Origin of the sequence: Aureibaculum sp. 2308TA14-22 (assembly GCF_040538665.1) — a bacterium.
In the GTDB taxonomy this organism is placed as follows: Bacteria; Bacteroidota; Bacteroidia; order Flavobacteriales; family Flavobacteriaceae; genus Aureibaculum.
Map to the genome: position 1 here is coordinate 1,354,554 of NZ_JBEWXT010000001.1, position 16,830 is coordinate 1,371,383.

Annotated in this window: 18 protein-coding genes; 7 read left to right on the forward strand and 11 right to left on the reverse strand. The window is 32.4% G+C overall.

The features are described 5' to 3' along the window. Window positions 1–9: 9 nt before the first annotated feature. The 8 genes from U5A88_RS05930 to U5A88_RS05965 form a co-directional block, all read right to left on the reverse strand. Window positions 10–1,065: a hypothetical protein gene (locus U5A88_RS05930; protein ID WP_354204635.1), complete on the reverse strand. Its 1,056-nt coding sequence runs from the start codon at window positions 1,063–1,065 to the stop codon at window positions 10–12. 204 nt (window positions 1,066–1,269) lie between these two features. Beyond that, complete coding sequence (locus U5A88_RS05935; RefSeq protein ID WP_354204637.1) at window positions 1,270–2,229, reverse strand: alpha/beta hydrolase family esterase; 960 nt, start codon at window positions 2,227–2,229, stop codon at window positions 1,270–1,272. A 46-nt stretch (window positions 2,230–2,275) separates the two neighbouring features. Next, window positions 2,276–3,271, reverse strand: coding sequence for an alpha/beta hydrolase family esterase (locus U5A88_RS05940; RefSeq protein WP_354204639.1), 996 nt, complete (start codon window positions 3,269–3,271; stop codon window positions 2,276–2,278). 15 nt (window positions 3,272–3,286) lie between these two features. Then, window positions 3,287–4,249 (reverse strand): alpha/beta hydrolase family esterase, encoded by a 963-nt coding sequence (locus U5A88_RS05945; RefSeq protein WP_354204641.1) that lies wholly within the window; start codon window positions 4,247–4,249, stop codon window positions 3,287–3,289. A gap of 45 nt (window positions 4,250–4,294) precedes the next feature. Beyond that, complete coding sequence (locus U5A88_RS05950; protein ID WP_354204643.1) at window positions 4,295–5,542, reverse strand: OmpA family protein; 1,248 nt, start codon at window positions 5,540–5,542, stop codon at window positions 4,295–4,297. A 131-nt stretch (window positions 5,543–5,673) separates the two neighbouring features. Then, the gene (locus U5A88_RS05955; RefSeq protein ID WP_354204645.1) at window positions 5,674–6,417 is read right to left on the reverse strand and encodes a LytR/AlgR family response regulator transcription factor; all 744 of its coding nucleotides are present in this window, start codon (window positions 6,415–6,417) and stop codon (window positions 5,674–5,676) included. Next, window positions 6,418–8,277: a tetratricopeptide repeat-containing sensor histidine kinase gene (locus U5A88_RS05960; RefSeq protein ID WP_354204647.1), complete on the reverse strand. Its 1,860-nt coding sequence runs from the start codon at window positions 8,275–8,277 to the stop codon at window positions 6,418–6,420. A gap of 39 nt (window positions 8,278–8,316) precedes the next feature. Further along, window positions 8,317–9,945 carry an acyl-CoA carboxylase subunit beta gene (locus U5A88_RS05965; RefSeq protein WP_354204649.1) on the reverse strand — a complete coding sequence of 543 codons (1,629 nt, stop codon included), beginning with the start codon at window positions 9,943–9,945 and terminating at the stop codon, window positions 8,317–8,319. A gap of 99 nt (window positions 9,946–10,044) precedes the next feature. Here U5A88_RS05965 and U5A88_RS05970 point away from each other — a divergent pair, with 99 nt between their 5' ends. From U5A88_RS05970 to U5A88_RS06000, 7 genes are all read left to right on the forward strand, one after another. Next, window positions 10,045–10,581 carry an NADPH-dependent FMN reductase gene (locus U5A88_RS05970; RefSeq protein WP_354204650.1) on the forward strand — a complete coding sequence of 179 codons (537 nt, stop codon included), beginning with the start codon at window positions 10,045–10,047 and terminating at the stop codon, window positions 10,579–10,581. A gap of 1 nt (window position 10,582) precedes the next feature. Further along, window positions 10,583–11,011, forward strand: a complete 429-nt coding sequence (locus U5A88_RS05975; protein ID WP_354204652.1) for a (4Fe-4S)-binding protein — start codon at window positions 10,583–10,585, stop codon at window positions 11,009–11,011. A 4-nt stretch (window positions 11,012–11,015) separates the two neighbouring features. Then, window positions 11,016–11,264, forward strand: a complete 249-nt coding sequence (locus U5A88_RS05980; RefSeq protein ID WP_354204654.1) for a glutaredoxin family protein — start codon at window positions 11,016–11,018, stop codon at window positions 11,262–11,264. 1 nt (window position 11,265) lies between these two features. Next, the gene (locus U5A88_RS05985; RefSeq protein ID WP_354204656.1) at window positions 11,266–12,135 is read left to right on the forward strand and encodes a pirin family protein; all 870 of its coding nucleotides are present in this window, start codon (window positions 11,266–11,268) and stop codon (window positions 12,133–12,135) included. Window positions 12,136–12,182: 47 nt separating this feature from the next. Then, a complete protein-coding gene (locus U5A88_RS05990) occupies window positions 12,183–12,365 on the forward strand; it encodes a CAL67264 family membrane protein (RefSeq protein ID WP_354204658.1) in 183 nt (60 codons plus the stop codon). 54 nt (window positions 12,366–12,419) lie between these two features. Beyond that, complete coding sequence (gene ettA / locus U5A88_RS05995) at window positions 12,420–14,111, forward strand: energy-dependent translational throttle protein EttA (protein ID WP_354204660.1); 1,692 nt, start codon at window positions 12,420–12,422, stop codon at window positions 14,109–14,111. A 64-nt stretch (window positions 14,112–14,175) separates the two neighbouring features. Next, window positions 14,176–14,904, forward strand: a complete 729-nt coding sequence (locus U5A88_RS06000) for an SGNH/GDSL hydrolase family protein (RefSeq protein ID WP_354204662.1) — start codon at window positions 14,176–14,178, stop codon at window positions 14,902–14,904. Window positions 14,905–14,918: 14 nt separating this feature from the next. Here U5A88_RS06000 and U5A88_RS06005 read toward each other — a convergent pair whose 3' ends face one another. The 3 genes from U5A88_RS06005 to U5A88_RS06015 are packed head-to-tail and all read right to left on the reverse strand — an operon-like array spanning window position 14,919 to window position 16,828. Then, on the reverse strand, window positions 14,919–15,266 hold the full coding sequence (locus U5A88_RS06005; RefSeq protein ID WP_354204664.1) for a VOC family protein: 348 nt from the start codon (window positions 15,264–15,266) through the stop codon (window positions 14,919–14,921). Between the two features lie 36 nt (window positions 15,267–15,302). Continuing rightward, complete coding sequence (locus tag U5A88_RS06010) at window positions 15,303–15,794, reverse strand: YdcF family protein (protein WP_354204666.1); 492 nt, start codon at window positions 15,792–15,794, stop codon at window positions 15,303–15,305. A gap of 11 nt (window positions 15,795–15,805) precedes the next feature. After that, window positions 15,806–16,828, reverse strand: coding sequence for a glycosyl hydrolase family 18 protein (locus U5A88_RS06015; RefSeq protein WP_354204668.1), 1,023 nt, complete (start codon window positions 16,826–16,828; stop codon window positions 15,806–15,808). Window positions 16,829–16,830: the final 2 nt, after the last annotated feature.

The window sequence follows — 16,830 nt, forward strand, 5'->3', positions numbered from 1 at the left end:
TTAAAAAAATTATTCTTGATGAATGAATGAGTGCTTATTGCCCTTTCTTAATGACTCTTTAGCCCGTTTATGCTGATCTTCAAACTTTTCTAAATCTGTTCCCTTACAAATGCCGTACGAGTAATGATATTTTAAAAGTTTCAAGTCTAAATCTCCAAATTTTATTTTTTGACCATTACAATTTGAAAAAACACTTTCGCAAGGAACTTTGGAAGTATTATAAAATTGTCCCAATGATCGAATAAAGGCTTTCATTAAATATATTTTATTAATTTTTACATTTTTGAACTTAGCCACATTAATTTCTAATTTTGTATCAAAAATTTTACTATCATTCCAAAAGGCTGAGTAATGAATATAGGTGTTTTTATTAAGATTTGGAGAATATCTGTACCTATGATCTTTATCAATTTGATAAACCAAATAATTCGATTCTTCTAGTCTTGAGACGATCGAAATGCTGAGGGAATCAATTTCTTTAGTTAATTTTTTAGATAGTTTTTTTATTACCTCTTTATATTCTTTATCTACAGATTTTGTAAAATATAGTTTTATTGGTTTTTTCCAATAAATCATATAATCCTTTCGTTTATTTTTTTTAGATTGATGTTTGCGATAAACAATATCTTTGTAAATTTCCAATAATGTAGAATCTATTTCTTCATAGGGCACAGAAACGCCTTTTGGCTTATATCCTTTGACTAAAACTAGGGTGTCGTTTTTATTAAATTTAAAAGTTAATGAATCTGCTTTGGTTAAAGGTCTTTTAAAATGCTCCTTAAATGATTTTAAAGTCATGTAAGTTCTAGACTCACTTTTAAAGTTACTTGATTTAGACATCTTACTTTTAAATTTTTCAAAATCTTCTACTAATATTAAGGTGTCTTGACCATTAATTTTTAATTTATCATAGTCCTTTTTAGTTATATGTCTTTTATAAACACTTTCATACAATCTCAATGGGACATAGGCAGACCCGTCGGCATTATTTTTAATATGTCTTTGAGAAAAGCAATTAGGAATTGTTGTTAATAGAGTGATAGTAAAGTAAATGTATTTTTTCATATAGTAATTTTTATAGTCTCCTTATGTCAAAAAAGAAATTTAACCTGACAAACTTCATACCTGCAACACCCCCAAATTAAACTGTTTTTCAACTGTAGGTTACTCATTTGCATTTGAAAAACTACAAATGTATAAATTTACCATGAGCCGTAAAAGCAAAAAAGCATCTGGTTTACAGATGCTCATAGACTCAATTAATTAGCATTACTTTTTCTTATCTTTAAAAAAATCCCATAATTCATAAGCCATTTCAATATCAGTATTTTGATTGCCAACAATGGATTTAAAAAATTTACGATATTTTTCCTTTTTGCTAGGTTCTGTATGACCTCCATTAATTATCCTGCATAAAGTTACTTCTGTATTGTTGGTACCTTTTTTATAGAGTAGTTTGGTTGCAGTACTTTTATCTTTTTTATCAATATCATCCATGCTATTTTCGATTGGGTTTTCAAAAATCCCGTTTCTTTTCACCCAATAGGCTATACTTTCTTCTGTCGATTTTACGAGACCCCTGCTAGAAGCCATTTGCCCACCTTCATAGGGTAGGATTGGATCAGCCGTACCGTTCATAAATAAAGCTGAAATAGGTATATTTGAATCCTTGCACTTTGAATTTTCTGGCATAGATGCTATTATTGCAGCAAAAGCGGTTATTTTTTCCGGTATTTCCATTGCCAACCGCATTGCCATTTGTCCACCATTGGATACTCCAGCTACAAATACTTTATCTTCATTATGATTGTATTCTGTTTTAATTTTATCCAACAGTTGGCTAATGAACAGGACATCATTGGATTCTGGGTTTCCTTCAACGTCATTTCTACAATCATTCCAGCCTCTTTTGTTATTAGTGCCTAAGTTTCCATTAGGCACGACTACTATAAAATTATGTTGTTTTGCCAAATCAAGCCAGACTTTTTGAGGTGATTTTATACGTCTTTTCCCAATAACTTGATTATAACTTCCACGATTGCCGTGTAACAAAATAACAAGTGGCTTGTTAGGTTGTTTATTCGGCATATACATATGATATTCTCGTTTAGTTCCGTCAACGACTATCTTTTGATTTAAAATCAGGTTTTCGTTATTGGTTTGTGAAAGTGCTTTTTCACTGCAAAAAGCAATAAAAAGAACTAATAGGATAAGAGAATATTTTTTCATAGAATTGTAATTATTTTAAAGTCTATAACCTATCATTATTTCCTTATCATTTTGAATGGCTCAAGAAAAAATCAAGAATTAACTGACTTGCATTAATTTCCCTACTTACTTTACCAACGATAATAGGTGGTAGATATTCAGCTCCACCTGGCCATGTATGTCCACCACCAACTACCTTTACCAAGACAACTTCAGTTCGCTGTTCACAGTTATTATACCTAGTGATTTCTATACTAGTTCCATCTCTAGGAAGATTATCTATTGACGGTTCAATTTCGGCTGGATTGGTGCATTGATTGAAAGCATTGAATTTTTCTATAGTTTCATCAGTCGATAATATTTCACCTCTATTTTCTGTAATACCAGGAACTTGAATATAGCCTCCATCATAAGGAACTAATGGATCTGCTGTGCCGTTAATTATCATAATAGAAATGGGAGTATCAGGAACAATTGACTCAAGAGCTTTAGTTATTTGTGCGGTGACAGGGGCTGCAGCTGCAATTTTATTTGAAAGCTCTAAGGCCAATCGAACGGACATTAAACCTCCGTTTGAAATACCTGTAACGTATACTTTATTAGCATTTACACCATAATTCTGAATCATCTCATCAATTATGACAGAAATAAATCCAACATCATCATACATTCTATCTCCATTAAAAATTTCTGGACGCCCGTCATTCCAACGTTTGTCAATTCCTTCAGGCATTACGAGAATTACTCCTCTTGAATCGGCGGCAATTGTTAACGTACCGTCTGACACATCTCTTTCAAATCTTTTTCCACTGCCACTACCTCCATGAAGAGCTAATACCATCGGAGTAGGATTATCTTTATTAAAATTAGTAGGCAGGTAAACGTGAAAGGTACGTTCAATATCTTCGTGTTGAATGGTTTTAGTGTTGTAGGCTCCTAAATTATCTGAAGGAGGATTCTCGTTATCTGGTGAACACCCAATAGCAATTAAAGTTACAAATGCAATAAATAAAATCAGCATTGAACGACAACTTAATGAACTTAAAAGTTTTTTCGTATTCATAATATTTTTTTTAACTTATTTTGTCTTAAAGAAATTCCAAACTTCAATTGCCATCTCAATATCGCTATTTTGATTGCCTAAGGTGCTCAAAAAGTCATCGGAATATCTCTCTGCAATGCTGGGTTCCGCATGTCCTCCATTATCTACCTTATAAAAGGTAACTTCAGTATTATTTGTACCATTGCCATAAACATATTTTGTAACAGTGCAATTATCTGTTGTATTTGTATTGGCAAACTCTGTTTTTATTGGGGTTGTATCAGTTTCATTTCTATTGACCCAATAATCGATAGTTTCCTGAGCAGAAAAAACGTTGCCTCGCCTGCCTTCCATCGAACCACCTTCATAGGGAAGTATATCGTCTTCTGTACCATTCATGAATAGAGCAGAAACAGGCATCCTTGAATTTGTACATTGAGAATCTTTAGGATTTGCAGCAACTATTGCTGCAAAAGCTTTGAGTTTATTTGGTATTTCTTGAGCTAAACGCATTGCCATATGACCTCCATTTGAGGTTCCAACCACAAAAACTTTGGAGGAATTCGCTTGATATTTATTGATTACAAAATCCATTAATTTTTCAGTAAAAAGAACATCATCTGAATTGGGGTTTCCCGTGGCATCATTTCTACAATCATTCCATCCTCTATCTATACCATTAGGAACAACAAGAACGATATTCTCTTGCTGAGCAATGTTAATCCATGTTTTATAAGGAGCTTTTATTTCTCGATTCGCTGTTAATCCTATCCCTAAAAGTAAATTATAATTACTTCTATTGGCATGAAAAAGAAATACAATCGGGGCATTAGTAGGGTTATTTGGAACATACAAATGATAGTCTCTATTTGTTCCAGAAATAGTTATACTTTGATTTTCTAGTAAACCTTTTTCAAAGTCTGATTCGTCAACTTCATCATCACTTTTGCTGCATCCAATTAATAAGATTAATATAGTGAACAATGAAATTAGCTTCATGTTCTTTGATTTAGAATTTATTTTTAAGCGTGTTTTCATAATGTCCTATTTTTGTATTATAAATTCAACCCTTCTATTATTGGCCTTTTCTTCAGAGGTACTATTTTTATTCAAAGGTTCTGATTCTCCTTTGCCTAATGTTGTCAGTCTAGTTCCGTCAATGCCTTTATTTATTAACGCTTGTTTTACAGCTTTCGCTCTTTTTTTTGATAATATTAAATTTAATTCTGTTTCACCATCAGTATCGGTATGACCGATAATTTCAAATTTCCAGTCCGGTTTTTCTTCCAAAATGGTAACAATTTTATTTATTATTCCTATGGATTGTGGTTTAATTATTGATTTACCAGAATCAAATAAAATACCGTTAGTTACATACTTGCCGTCAGTGACAATTCGATTATACATTTGTCCACCTCCATGTGCAATTCGAATGTTTTTTATTGGAGCATTTAGTTTTTGTTTTCCACTGGCATGACCTCTAAAACTTATTGAAAATTCAGTGGGTTCTATATTTAATTTTGGCAGATTAGCAATACGTTTATCATCATAATACAATTTAAATTTTCCTTTGTTATATGACATTGCAATATGATGCCATGTATTCATTTTACCAAGTGGAACTTCTTCTAAAGAAAAATTTGTATTTCCAGCATATCCTTTGGTTTTTTTACCGTTACTTAACATTAAACGTATTTTGTTAGAAGATTTCGGATTCAAATAAATGAAAATCTCTGTCCAAAAATTGCTCGCTGTTGACTTTTCTACGTAAACGTCAAATTCTATAGTGAATTCATCTGAAAGATAATTCTTACCTTCAAATAAAGGCGTAATTGTATTATCATATTTAGCAGTTGGAATAATTACTTTTTCACCATTAAATTGTGCAATTTCAGCACCACCTTTTATCAAATCCCATCGAGAAGGAAATTCGCCTACTTCCTCAGATTTTAAATCATCATAAAAAATTACCTTTTCACCTGGTATAAATTTATAGTTACGCCATATTTCTACTTCTTGGTTATTAGAATTCGTATTGTTTTCAATTGAATATTTATCTGATTCTTCTTTTGAATGTTCTTTATGCTGTTTTTTGTTTTTGTTTTTATTGCCGAGTAGCGTATCCATTTTTTTGGAAGTTTCATTATAAACTTTTTTCTCCGTCTTACGAAGTATTGCCTTTTCAGCGGCTCTTTCTGTTCTTTTTTGGAGCTTTTTTAAGAGTTGTGCTTCAGCGGACTCTATACCCACAATAAATACTAAAAATAGCGTAATTGTTAGTGTTTTTTTCATTATCTAGTTTTTTAGTTACTCCTTTAATAGAGCAATTATCATACTAAAATTACACTATAATGGCATACACTATGGAGTTAAAGAGAATTTAAATGGAAGTAATTAGAATTGGAAGGACTTTAATTAGAATTTTAGTTTAATTTATTTAAAAAATCGAGTAAAATAGGCTTTCTACTTTGAGATACAGGTAGTTTTTCATCATTTGATAAGACTAAAACATCACTTTTTTTATCATACGTTTGTAAGAAACTTAAATTAACAAGATAACTTTGATGAGCTCTAAAAAAATTTAATCCTCTTAACTTTTCATCATAATATTTCAAGGTTTTGGAGATAACAATTTGACTATTGTTATCTAAATAAAATGTAGAGTAATTATTATCCGATTTTATATAAACAATGGTATCGGTATCCACTACATGAATCTCATCAAGATTCTTTAACACTAATTTTTTATTATTTGTGTTATTAAAATTATGAAAGAAGGCGTTAATTTTTTCATTATAAACTTCGTTGTCATAGGCAATGGTCACTTTTTTTACTGCTTCCAACACATCATTGGTGGTAAATGGTTTTAATATAAAATCCAAGGCACTGAATTTAAAAGCCTCAACAGCATATTTACTAAATGAAGTTATGAATATTACCTTGAAATCAGGGTTAGGGAATTCCTTTAAAATATCAAAACTAAGCCCATCTTCTAAATTTACATCTAAAAAGATAAAATCAGGCTTATTTGCCTTTAAAAGCTCAACACCGGTATTAATTGTAGAAGCGGAACCGGAAAAGATGATATCTGGCGAATTATCAGCAACAATTTCTTTAAGCATATTTACTGTGCCCTTATCGTCTTCTATAATTATATAGGATTTCATCTATTTGGTTAATTTTTTAGGGAATTCTATAACAATTTGTGTGCCTTTGTCACTTTGCTTCGTAAATATATTGATTTTGTAATTATAAACCTGTTTTAAATTTTGAATGCGTTGTTGTATAATTTCGGTACTCATAGAACGATGTAATTCATTATTACCTTTGTTAGTGGACAGTCCTTTACCGTTATCAGAAATTATAACTTGTACTTTGGTTGTTAGATCTTTATATAAAATACATACAACTCCTTTTTCAATCGAATTGATACCGTGAATTAAAGCATTTTCCACATAAGGTTGTACAAACATGGGTGGAATTTTACAATCGCCTATAAGGTCGTCAGATTCTACCGCAATTTGTACATCATCCGGAAGATTAAGTCGTTGTAATTTCACATATTCTTCAATGGCGGCAATGTCTTCATCGACAGAAATAAAATCTTGATCCGAGCTTTCCAATATAGTACGCATGAGTTTACTATAACTCACCAAGTACGACGAAGATTCTTCCTTTTTATTCTGATGGATAAAAGATTGAATACTATTTAACGAATGAAATAAAAAATGAGGGTTCAACTGTGTTTGAAGTAATTTATGTTTCATCGCTTCTTGTTGCAATGATTGTTTTGTTTTTTGATTTTGAAACCATAAATAGGCTAGCAGTATCGACAGTAAACCCAAAATACCAAATCCTATGAATAAATTCCGTTGGCTTTCTAATTTTGCTTGTTGCAGTTCATTTTCAACATTTAAAACATCTATTAGTCGTTGTTTTTTCTCAGATTCATAACTTTCAATAATTTCTGTAACTTTTTCCTGTTGTTTCGCCGCGGTTAATGAATCCTTGTGTTGTATTAATTGATCTGAATAGTTTAACGCAAGCTGATTGTTTCCTAATTTTGCATAAATATTTTTTAAATTATTTAAAACAGCCGTTTTTAAATCGCCAGTTGAGTTTTGTATTGCTTCTTTTAGATATATACTTGCTTTAGAATAATCTCCTTCTTTTAAATAAGCTTGGCCAATGTTATTCAATGTTTCACCATATACTGGGATATTTCCAACCTCTTTTTTAATTTTTAAGGCTAGTAAACCATAATCTATAGCTTTTTTAGTATTTTTTAAAGAATCTGAATTGCTATAGATTTTACATAAATTTGTGTAGATACTCGCTAAACCTCTATTAAAGTTATTTTTTTTTGCCAATTCTTCAGCTAAGTATGCTAATTCTAAACCTTCTAAATACTTATTCTGATCAATATACAAACTAGATAAATTGATTTGATATTGAATCTTTAGTATTTCATTCTGATCAGCATTTTTGATTGCCTTATTTAAATAGTTCACGGCTTTATCAAAATTTTTGTTTTTGGCATTTAAAACACCAATATTTCCATAAATCTGTGCTAAACGAATTTTGTTTTTTTGCTCTTCAAAGATTTCAGATGCTTTTAAGTAGTTGGTAATGGCTTCATCGAATCGTTTTTGAAATTGAAAGGAGTTTGCTAAGTTTATATAATTTAAACCTAATGTGGTACTATCAATTGGGCGTTCAAAATTGATATTCAAAATGCTATCACCATTTTTAAAATCACCTTTTAGTGTTAAAAAGGTTCCCTTATGCAGTAAGGATTTTGTGAGCAATTTATCATCATAATCAGTTGCAATATTTATAGCTTCATCTGCATAGAACAATGCACTATCTAAATTTGATCTTGCAAAAATTGCTGATATTTTTAATGTATTATTAATTCTATTAACCGCTGAAGTATCTTGCTCAATGACCAGCTTTAATTCATCAATAGATTGAGAATTTACCGTACTATAGAAAACCAATAATATAAAGAATAACAGTTGTCTCATAGATGGTAAATATACTATAAGATAGTAAACAGTAACTAATTATACCTGAATCACCCCCAAATTAAATTTTTTCTCAATAGGAGCGTGGTTGGCAGCTTCAATACCTATACTAATCCATGTTCTGGTATCAAGTGGGTCTATGACTGCATCTGTCCAAATTCGTGATGCCGCATAATAGGGCGACACCTGATTATCGTACCTGTCTTTTATCTTATTAAAAAGTTCATCTTCTTTTTCTTTGGTAATTTTTTCACCTTTTTTCTCTAACGAAGCTTTTTCAATTTGTAGTAATACCTTAGCTGCGGAGTTACCACTCATTACAGCCAATTCAGCACTTGGCCAGGCAACAATCAATCTAGGGTCATACGCTTTTCCGCACATGGCGTAATTGCCAGCTCCATAACTGTTACCGATGATTACGGTAAATTTTGGAACAACTGAATTGCTAACGGCATTTACCATTTTTGCCCCATCTTTTATAATACCACCGTGTTCCGATTTACTACCCACCATAAACCCGGTAACATCTTGTAAAAAGACCAATGGAATCTTCTTTTGATTGCAATTGGCAATAAAACGTGTGGCTTTATCCGCAGAATCGGAATAAATAACACCGCCAAATTGCATTTCGCCTTTTTTAGTCTTAACCACTTTACGCTGATTGGCAACAATACCTACAGCCCAACCATCAACACGGGCGTAAGCCGTAATTAGGGTCTTTCCATAGCCCGCTTTATACTCGTCGAACTCAGAATTATCAACCAAACGTTTTATGATCTCGTACATATCGTACTGATCTGAACGCGATTTTGGAACTAGTCCATAAATTTCTTCGGGGTTTTCTTTCGGTTTGATAGATTTAATACGGTTAAATCCGGCTTTATCAAAATCGCCAATTTTATCGACTATATTTTTTATTGTATTTAAAGCGTCCTTATCATCTTTAGCTTTATAATCAGTTACTCCCGAAATTTCGCAATGTGTAGTTGCACCTCCAAGCGTTTCATTATCTATACTTTCACCAATAGCTGCTTTTACCAAATAGCTTCCCGCTAAGAAAATACTCCCTGTTTTATCCACAATCAAGGCTTCATCACTCATAATGGGCAAATAGGCACCACCAGCAACACAACTGCCCATAACGGCAGCAATCTGAGTAATACCCATACTGCTCATAATTGCATTATTTCTAAAAATACGTCCAAAATGTTCTTTATCAGGAAAAATTTCATCTTGCATTGGTAGATATACCCCGGCAGAATCTACCAAATAAATAATAGGAAGCCTGTTTTCAATAGCAATTTCTTGAGCTCTTAAATTCTTTTTTCCCGTAATAGGAAACCAAGCTCCAGCTTTCACAGTAGCATCATTAGCCACTACAACACATTGTTTTCCTTTTACGTAACCAATTTTAACAACTACACCACCAGATGGGCAACCACCATGCTCAGCATACATGTCTTCTCCCGCAAATGCGGCAATTTCTATACGATCAGATTTATCATCTAATAAATAATCAATACGCTCTCTTGCTGTTAGTTTGCCTTTAGCATGAAGTTTTTCAATACGCTTTTTGCCACCGCCATTATAAACATTTCGTAATTTATTTCTAAGAGCCGCAACTTGCAATTTGTTGTGATCTTCGTTTTTATTAAAGTTTATGTCCATAAAATTGATTTCGGTAATGATGGCTAAAATACAAAAATAAACGATTTTTAATTTTGTATCTTTGAGAAAATGAAATCATTTTAAAAGCGAATTTAATAAATGGCAAAAAAGAAAATAATTGCTTTTGCAGGAAGTAGTAGCAAGAATTCCATAAATAAAAAATTGGTTGCTTTGGCAGCAGCACACTTTAAAGATATAGAAGTTAATTTGTTAGATTTAAATGATTTTGAAGTGCCTATTTATGGTATTGACGAAGAAAATGAAAACGGGTATCCTGAAGATGCAATAAAATTTAATGAATTGATAACCAATTCAGATGGGATTTTGCTTTCATTAGCAGAGCATAACGGGGCCTATACTGTCGCTTTTAAGAATATATTTGATTGGGTATCAAGAATTGATAAACTAGTTTGGAAAAATAAACCAATGTTATTAATGTCAACCTCTCCGGGTAGTAGAGGTGGAGCAACGGTTATGGAAATAGCTTTGGATAAGTTCCCAAGAATGGGAGCTAATATTATTGCAAATTTTTCATTACCATCATTTAATTCAAATTACAGTGAAACTGGAATTTTGGACAACCAACTAAATACCGAATTTTTAAAATCCATTGAAAAATTTAATAAAGCATTATAAAATGGAATCAAAAAAAGAAATTGTAAAAGAGTACAGTAATAATGACCTTACCGTGGTCTGGAAACCAAATACTTGCATTCATGCCAAGAATTGCTGGAAAGGGCTATTACAAGTATTCAATCCTCAAAACAGACCATGGGTAAACATGGACGGTGCTTCATCAGATAGAATTGAAAAGCAAGTTAATGCCTGCCCTTCTGGAGCACTATCAATTAAAAAATCATTAAAAAATAAAAATATGGAAGATAACAATGTTAAGATAAATGTAGCAGAAAATGGTCCTCTGTTGGTTAATGGTACATGCGAAATTGCTAAGGCTGATGGCTCTGTAGAAATAAAAGAAAAAGTAACAGCTTTTTGTAGATGTGGTGCTTCTGCCAACAAGCCTTATTGTGATGGGCAACATAAAAAAATTAATTTTATAGGATAAAATTATGGAGATAATAATATATGGTAAAAAAGGAGATGCACATACAGTAGCTTTTAAAAATTTTTTAAGAATGGCAGAAATAGATTTTACCTATAAAAACTTGGCTGAAGATGAAGATGCAAAGGCTCATACTAAAAAATTGTATGATGGTGCTGTTAAGTACCCAACCTTAATTGTGGATGGAGAAGTACATTTAACACCAACTTCAGATACTTTTAATAAGGTGATGAAAGAATTAAAACTCAGGGGATAGCATGAAAAAAAATAGTGTTAAAAATATTGGCAAAAGCGATTTTGTAAATATGGGGCCTGTTAGATTACGCCAGCCTATACCAACGGAGCAAATACCTATGATTGATCCATATATTCTATTGCATCATTATGGTCCCTATCATATTGACGAAGAAAATAATCCGTTTGATCTTGGGCCACATCCACATCGTGGATTTGAACCCATAACTTTTTTAATCCAAGGCGAGCAATTGCACAGAGATTCTTTAGGTAATGAAAGTCTTGTTAAGGCAGGTGATGTACAATGGACTACTGCCGGAATGGGTATAATACATGCTGAAGGCCCTACCAAGGAATTTGTTCAAAAAGGAGGAACTCTTGAGGGGATACAACTGTGGTTAAATTTACCTGCGGATAAGAAAATGATTCCAGCTAATTATCAACACATTAAAAGTGATGACTTCGAAATAATAACTAATGATGAAAAAAGTATTCAAATTAAAGTTATTGCTGGTCAATTGGATGGTGTAAAAGGAAAAATAAAAACCCAGACTGCCATAAATATTTACATGATAGATTTACATGAAGGTTCTTCTACAATGATTAAAACAGATAAAGAACATCAGACTGTACTTTATCTATTGGATGGAAATGTTTCAGTTAATGGTGATGTTGAACTTATTGAAAAAGAAAATCAACTTATTGAATTTAATCAAGATGGAGAAGGGTTTTTTCTAAAAGCAAATACAGAAAGTAAGTTATTATTTTTATCAGGTGTGCCTTTTAATGAACCCGTTGCAAGCTGGGGGCCTTATGTTATGAATACACAAACTGAAATTTTAGAAGCTATGCGTGACTATCAAAAAGGTAAAATGGGGTTTTTGCCCAATTGATAAAATAATTACGATATTTGCTTTACTAACTAAAACTTCAAAAAATTATGTCAATGAATAAAAATACCGTTTTGGGCTATGCCACATTAATAATGATTATTGTTGGAATAGTTTTAATAGCATTGGGAGCTTTTAGGTATGATGATGTTGCTGGATGGGGCTTTGCTGCTGTAGGTATTGGGTTTTTTTCTATTGCATGGGTATTTAATGCACTTAAGGGTAGAGTGTAAATTACTATTATCACTTTATTTATTTCAAATTCCAAAAAATTATTTAATTTAAAAATGAGCGACGATAAAAAAGTCATCTTTTCGATGAACAAGGTTTCTAAAACCTATCAAAACACTAACAAACAAGTACTAAAAGATATTTACCTAAGCTTCTTTTATGGAGCAAAAATTGGTATTCTTGGTCTAAACGGTTCGGGTAAATCTACCTTGCTAAAAATTATTGCAGGTGTTGAAAAAAACTATCAAGGTGATGTAGTTTTTGCTCCTGGCTATAAAGTAGGTTATTTAGAACAGGAACCAAAATTGGATGAAAGCAAAACCGTAATTGATATTGTTAAAGAAGGTGTAGCAGAGACAGTTGCTATTCTTGACGAATATAATAAAATCAACGATATGTTTGGTTTAGAAGAAGTATATTCAGATGCTGACAAGATGGAAAAGCTTATGGCTCAACAGGCCGAGCTTCAGGATAAAATCGATGCTTCAAACGCTTGGGAGTTAGACACCAAATTGGAAATTGCAATGGATGCTTTGAGAACTCCTGAAGGTGATACACCTATAAAGAATTTGTCCGGTGGAGAAAGACGTCGTGTTGCACTTTGTAGATTGCTTTTGCAAGAACCCGAAGTTTTATTGTTAGATGAACCAACCAATCATTTAGATGCAGAATCTGTACATTGGCTAGAACATCATTTGGCACAATATAAAGGAACAGTAATAGCCGTTACACATGATAGATACTTTTTAGATAATATAGCGGGATGGATTTTAGAATTGGATAGAGGAGAGGGCATACCTTGGAAAGGGAATTATTCTTCATGGTTAGATCAGAAATCCAAGCGATTAGCACAAGAAAGCAAAACAGCTTCCAAACGTCAAAAAACTTTAGAACGTGAATTAGAATGGGTACGTCAAGGTGCAAAAGGTCGACAGACCAAACAAAAAGCTAGGTTAAAGAACTATGATAAGCTATTAAGTCAAGACCAAAAACAATTGGATGAAAAATTAGAGATTTATATCCCCAACGGTCCACGTTTAGGTACAAATGTTATTGAAGCAAATGGTGTTAGCAAAGCTTTTGGTGATAAATTATTATATGAAAACCTGAATTTTAATTTGCCACAAGCAGGTATTGTTGGTATTATTGGCCCTAATGGTGCAGGTAAAACGACCATATTCAAAATGATAATGGGCGAGGAACAACCGGACAAAGGCGAGTTTATTGTTGGAGATACTGCAAAAATAGCTTACGTAGATCAAAGTCATTCAAATATCGACCCTGAAAAGACCATTTGGCAAAATTTTTCTGATGAGCAGGAACTGATTTTAATGGGAGGAAAACAGGTAAATTCTCGTGCCTATTTAAGTCGCTTTAACTTTTCTGGAAGTGAGCAGAATAAAAAAGTAAATACACTTTCAGGTGGAGAACGTAATCGCCTACATTTGGCAATGACATTGAAAGAAGAAGGTAATGTTTTACTTTTAGATGAACCTACTAATGATTTAGATGTTAATACTTTACGTGCTTTGGAAGAGGGTTTAGAAAACTTTGCTGGCTGTGCCGTGGTTATCAGCCACGACCGTTGGTTTTTAGATAGAATTTGTACACATATTTTAGCTTTTGAAGGTAATAGCGAGGTTTATTTCTTTGAAGGTGGGTTTACAGATTATGAAGAAAATAAAAAGAAACGTTTGGGTGGTGATTTAATGCCAAAGCGTATAAAGTATAAAAAGTTGATTCGCTGATTTTTTATGTAATAAAAAAATAAAACCAAAATCTATACCTTTACGTATATAATACAAAAACAATATGCGTTTAATTATATTACTATTTTGTTTATCTACGCTAACTAATTGTGATGCTAATAATATTATCACTGATATAAATTCAAATTCTACTAACATTAACAACGATACTACAAGTATAACATCAGACTCCATAAAACATTATTTAGCATTAGGTGATAGCTATACCATTGCACAGAGTGTTGCATCAAATAGGAGTTTTCCAGCACAATTAAGAGATTGTCTTATAGAAACGCCAAAAATAGATTTAGAATTAGAAATAATTGCAGCCACTGGTTGGACTACAGGAGATTTAATTGCTGCGATAGAAAAAGGACCTAAAAGAGCTACGTATAACCTTGTTACATTATTAATTGGCGTTAATAATCAATATCAAGGGAAACCATTTACTGTTTATAAAAGAGAGTTTACCGATTTATTAGAACAATCTATAAAGTTAGCAAACAATAACAAGAATAATGTTGTTGTAGTTTCTATTCCAGATTATGCATACACACCATTTGGGCAAAATAGTAATCCAAAAAAAATATCTAAAGAAATTGATAAGTACAATACCTATGCCGAGGCCACTGCAAACACATTTGGTGTAACCTTTGTAAACATTACTGATATTACCCGAGAAGGTTTAAAAGATCCGGAATTGGTAGCTAATGATAATCTACATCCGTCAGGCAAGGCCTATAAAAAGTTTGCCGAGAAAATTTGTCCTACAGCTAGTTCAATTCTTAAGTAATTATTAAAAATAAATTACTTATCTGACCATACTGCTAATTCGTTTCCTGAAGGGTCTAAAAATTGAAACCTTTTGCCGCCTGGAAAAGAAAAAGTATCTACCGAAATCTTTCCGCCACAATCAATTACCTTATTTTTTATTAGGTCAAGATTTTGATGATACAATACTACTAACACTCCATTTACAATTTTATCATTTGTTATTTCGAATCCACCTTCAAGACCACTTTCAGAAAATGCGGTGTAAGATTCACCATAATCTGTAAATGACCAGCCAAAGGCTTTACTGTAAAAGGTTTTTATTTTTTCAAGGTCAATAGCCCTAAATTCAACATAATTAATGTGATTATCTTTGTTTTCCATTTTAGGAATTGTAAAAGTTTAAAAATGATATACATATCAGTAATATAAACCATTTTTTAGAATTGCTTGTATAGCATTTTTCTCATGCAGAACAAGTGCATCAAATTCGTCTGAACTAAAATTGCTTATCACTCCCACATAAGTGATTTCATATCCTTCTAAAATTTCATTAAAAATCAATTTCACTCTATCTAAATGATAATCGGATGTAATTATCTTTAAATTGGCATGTTCAAATTTTGATATAATCGGTTTTATTTTTACCGCATCATCAACGGTATTCGATGATAAAGCAAAATCCAAAAAATGATTTTCAGGTATTCCGTTTTTAATCAAGTACTTTTTAGCGAAAGCGGCATGTGGCTTTTCCGCAATATTAAAATGTGCTCCCCATCCGCCCGTACAAAGCACTAAATTCCCTTTGCGATAGTTGCCAACGCACCAGTTCAATCTGGTTTTAGAGATTTCACTTAAAATCCCTTTGGGAGAATTTGGAGAACCTAAAATAATAAAAACATCTTGCTGCATACGATTAAGAACTAATGATTACCGCATAGTTTCGAAGTTTTTACACCCAATTCTGTAAATTTATTGTGAATTGTACTTAATAAAGAATACTGATCAAACGAATCTTGACCAATCTCCCAAATCATAATTCCAGCTACATCTTTTGCCGCCATTTCTACTTTTGCCTCTATAGTTGGCCGACCGTTATAATACCTTAGACCATTCTGGTCAAGATCTGCTAAGTTGGAATCATTTTTAACTAATTGCCCATAAGTAAAACTAGTAACTGGACTTGTGGAAAAATCATAACCATAAAAAGGTACACCTAGTGTTAGCTTATCAGATGGAATATCTACCGTATTTTTCCAAAAATTAATACCAGATTTGGCGAATTGATATGAACTATGAGGACCAACGACTTCTGGCATCCAAGGACCTGTAGCATCATAAGCCATAATATTAATAAAGTCAAACGCGGCCAAAGCAGCATCTGTAGCATTTGAATATCTAGTAGTAGCTGGTAATGCTGCGGTAAGAATTTTATTATGGGCATCAAGAGCTGTATTTAGTTCTAATACAAAACCACTATAACCGCTGGTTACCAAATCCCATTCTAAATCAACATCCACACCGTCTAAATCATTTTGCAAAACAAAATCAACAATTTTAGCAATAAAATCAGGTCTATTACCTGGAATATCGATTAAATCACTCCAAATTTGCTTAAGTTCAGGACTAATAGCACCACCAGCTATTGAAATACAAATTACAATATCGGGGTTATCAGCACGTGCATCATCTATTACAGTGCTGAAATCATCAATTATTAAATTTCCATCCGCATCAGGATTGGCAAAAGCTAAATTTAAATGTGTGAGTTTACAATATTCTATTTTAGTGATTAAATCAAAACGGTAATAGGGTAAATACCCAACTACTTTGGCTTCACCGCCTAATAATACCGGTGGAGTTACAGAGTCATCATCAGAACAATTTATGAGAAGTAATACAATTACAAGAAGAATAGTAAACCTGGAAGTTAATCGCCTGTTCATAT

Coding starts and splice junctions, on each gene's coding strand:
- U5A88_RS05955 (WP_354204645.1), bottom strand. CDS start 6,417: ATGAAATCCTATATAATTATAGAAGACGATAAGGGCACAGTAAATATG.
- U5A88_RS06005 (WP_354204664.1), bottom strand. CDS start 15,266: ATGGAAAACAAAGATAATCACATTAATTATGTTGAATTTAGGGCTATT.
- U5A88_RS06010 (WP_354204666.1), bottom strand. CDS start 15,794: ATGCAGCAAGATGTTTTTATTATTTTAGGTTCTCCAAATTCTCCCAAA.
- ettA (WP_354204660.1), top strand. CDS start 12,420: ATGAGCGACGATAAAAAAGTCATCTTTTCGATGAACAAGGTTTCTAAA.
- U5A88_RS05930 (WP_354204635.1), bottom strand. CDS start 1,065: ATGAAAAAATACATTTACTTTACTATCACTCTATTAACAACAATTCCT.
- U5A88_RS05945 (WP_354204641.1), bottom strand. CDS start 4,249: ATGAAGCTAATTTCATTGTTCACTATATTAATCTTATTAATTGGATGC.
- U5A88_RS05935 (WP_354204637.1), bottom strand. CDS start 2,229: ATGAAAAAATATTCTCTTATCCTATTAGTTCTTTTTATTGCTTTTTGC.
- U5A88_RS05980 (WP_354204654.1), top strand. CDS start 11,016: ATGGAGATAATAATATATGGTAAAAAAGGAGATGCACATACAGTAGCT.
- U5A88_RS05960 (WP_354204647.1), bottom strand. CDS start 8,277: ATGAGACAACTGTTATTCTTTATATTATTGGTTTTCTATAGTACGGTA.
- U5A88_RS05970 (WP_354204650.1), top strand. CDS start 10,045: ATGGCAAAAAAGAAAATAATTGCTTTTGCAGGAAGTAGTAGCAAGAAT.
- U5A88_RS05940 (WP_354204639.1), bottom strand. CDS start 3,271: ATGAATACGAAAAAACTTTTAAGTTCATTAAGTTGTCGTTCAATGCTG.
- U5A88_RS05950 (WP_354204643.1), bottom strand. CDS start 5,542: ATGAAAAAAACACTAACAATTACGCTATTTTTAGTATTTATTGTGGGT.
- U5A88_RS06015 (WP_354204668.1), bottom strand. CDS start 16,828: ATGAACAGGCGATTAACTTCCAGGTTTACTATTCTTCTTGTAATTGTA.
- U5A88_RS06000 (WP_354204662.1), top strand. CDS start 14,176: ATGCGTTTAATTATATTACTATTTTGTTTATCTACGCTAACTAATTGT.
- U5A88_RS05990 (WP_354204658.1), top strand. CDS start 12,183: ATGTCAATGAATAAAAATACCGTTTTGGGCTATGCCACATTAATAATG.
- U5A88_RS05975 (WP_354204652.1), top strand. CDS start 10,583: ATGGAATCAAAAAAAGAAATTGTAAAAGAGTACAGTAATAATGACCTT.
- U5A88_RS05965 (WP_354204649.1), bottom strand. CDS start 9,945: ATGGACATAAACTTTAATAAAAACGAAGATCACAACAAATTGCAAGTT.
- U5A88_RS05985 (WP_354204656.1), top strand. CDS start 11,266: ATGAAAAAAAATAGTGTTAAAAATATTGGCAAAAGCGATTTTGTAAAT.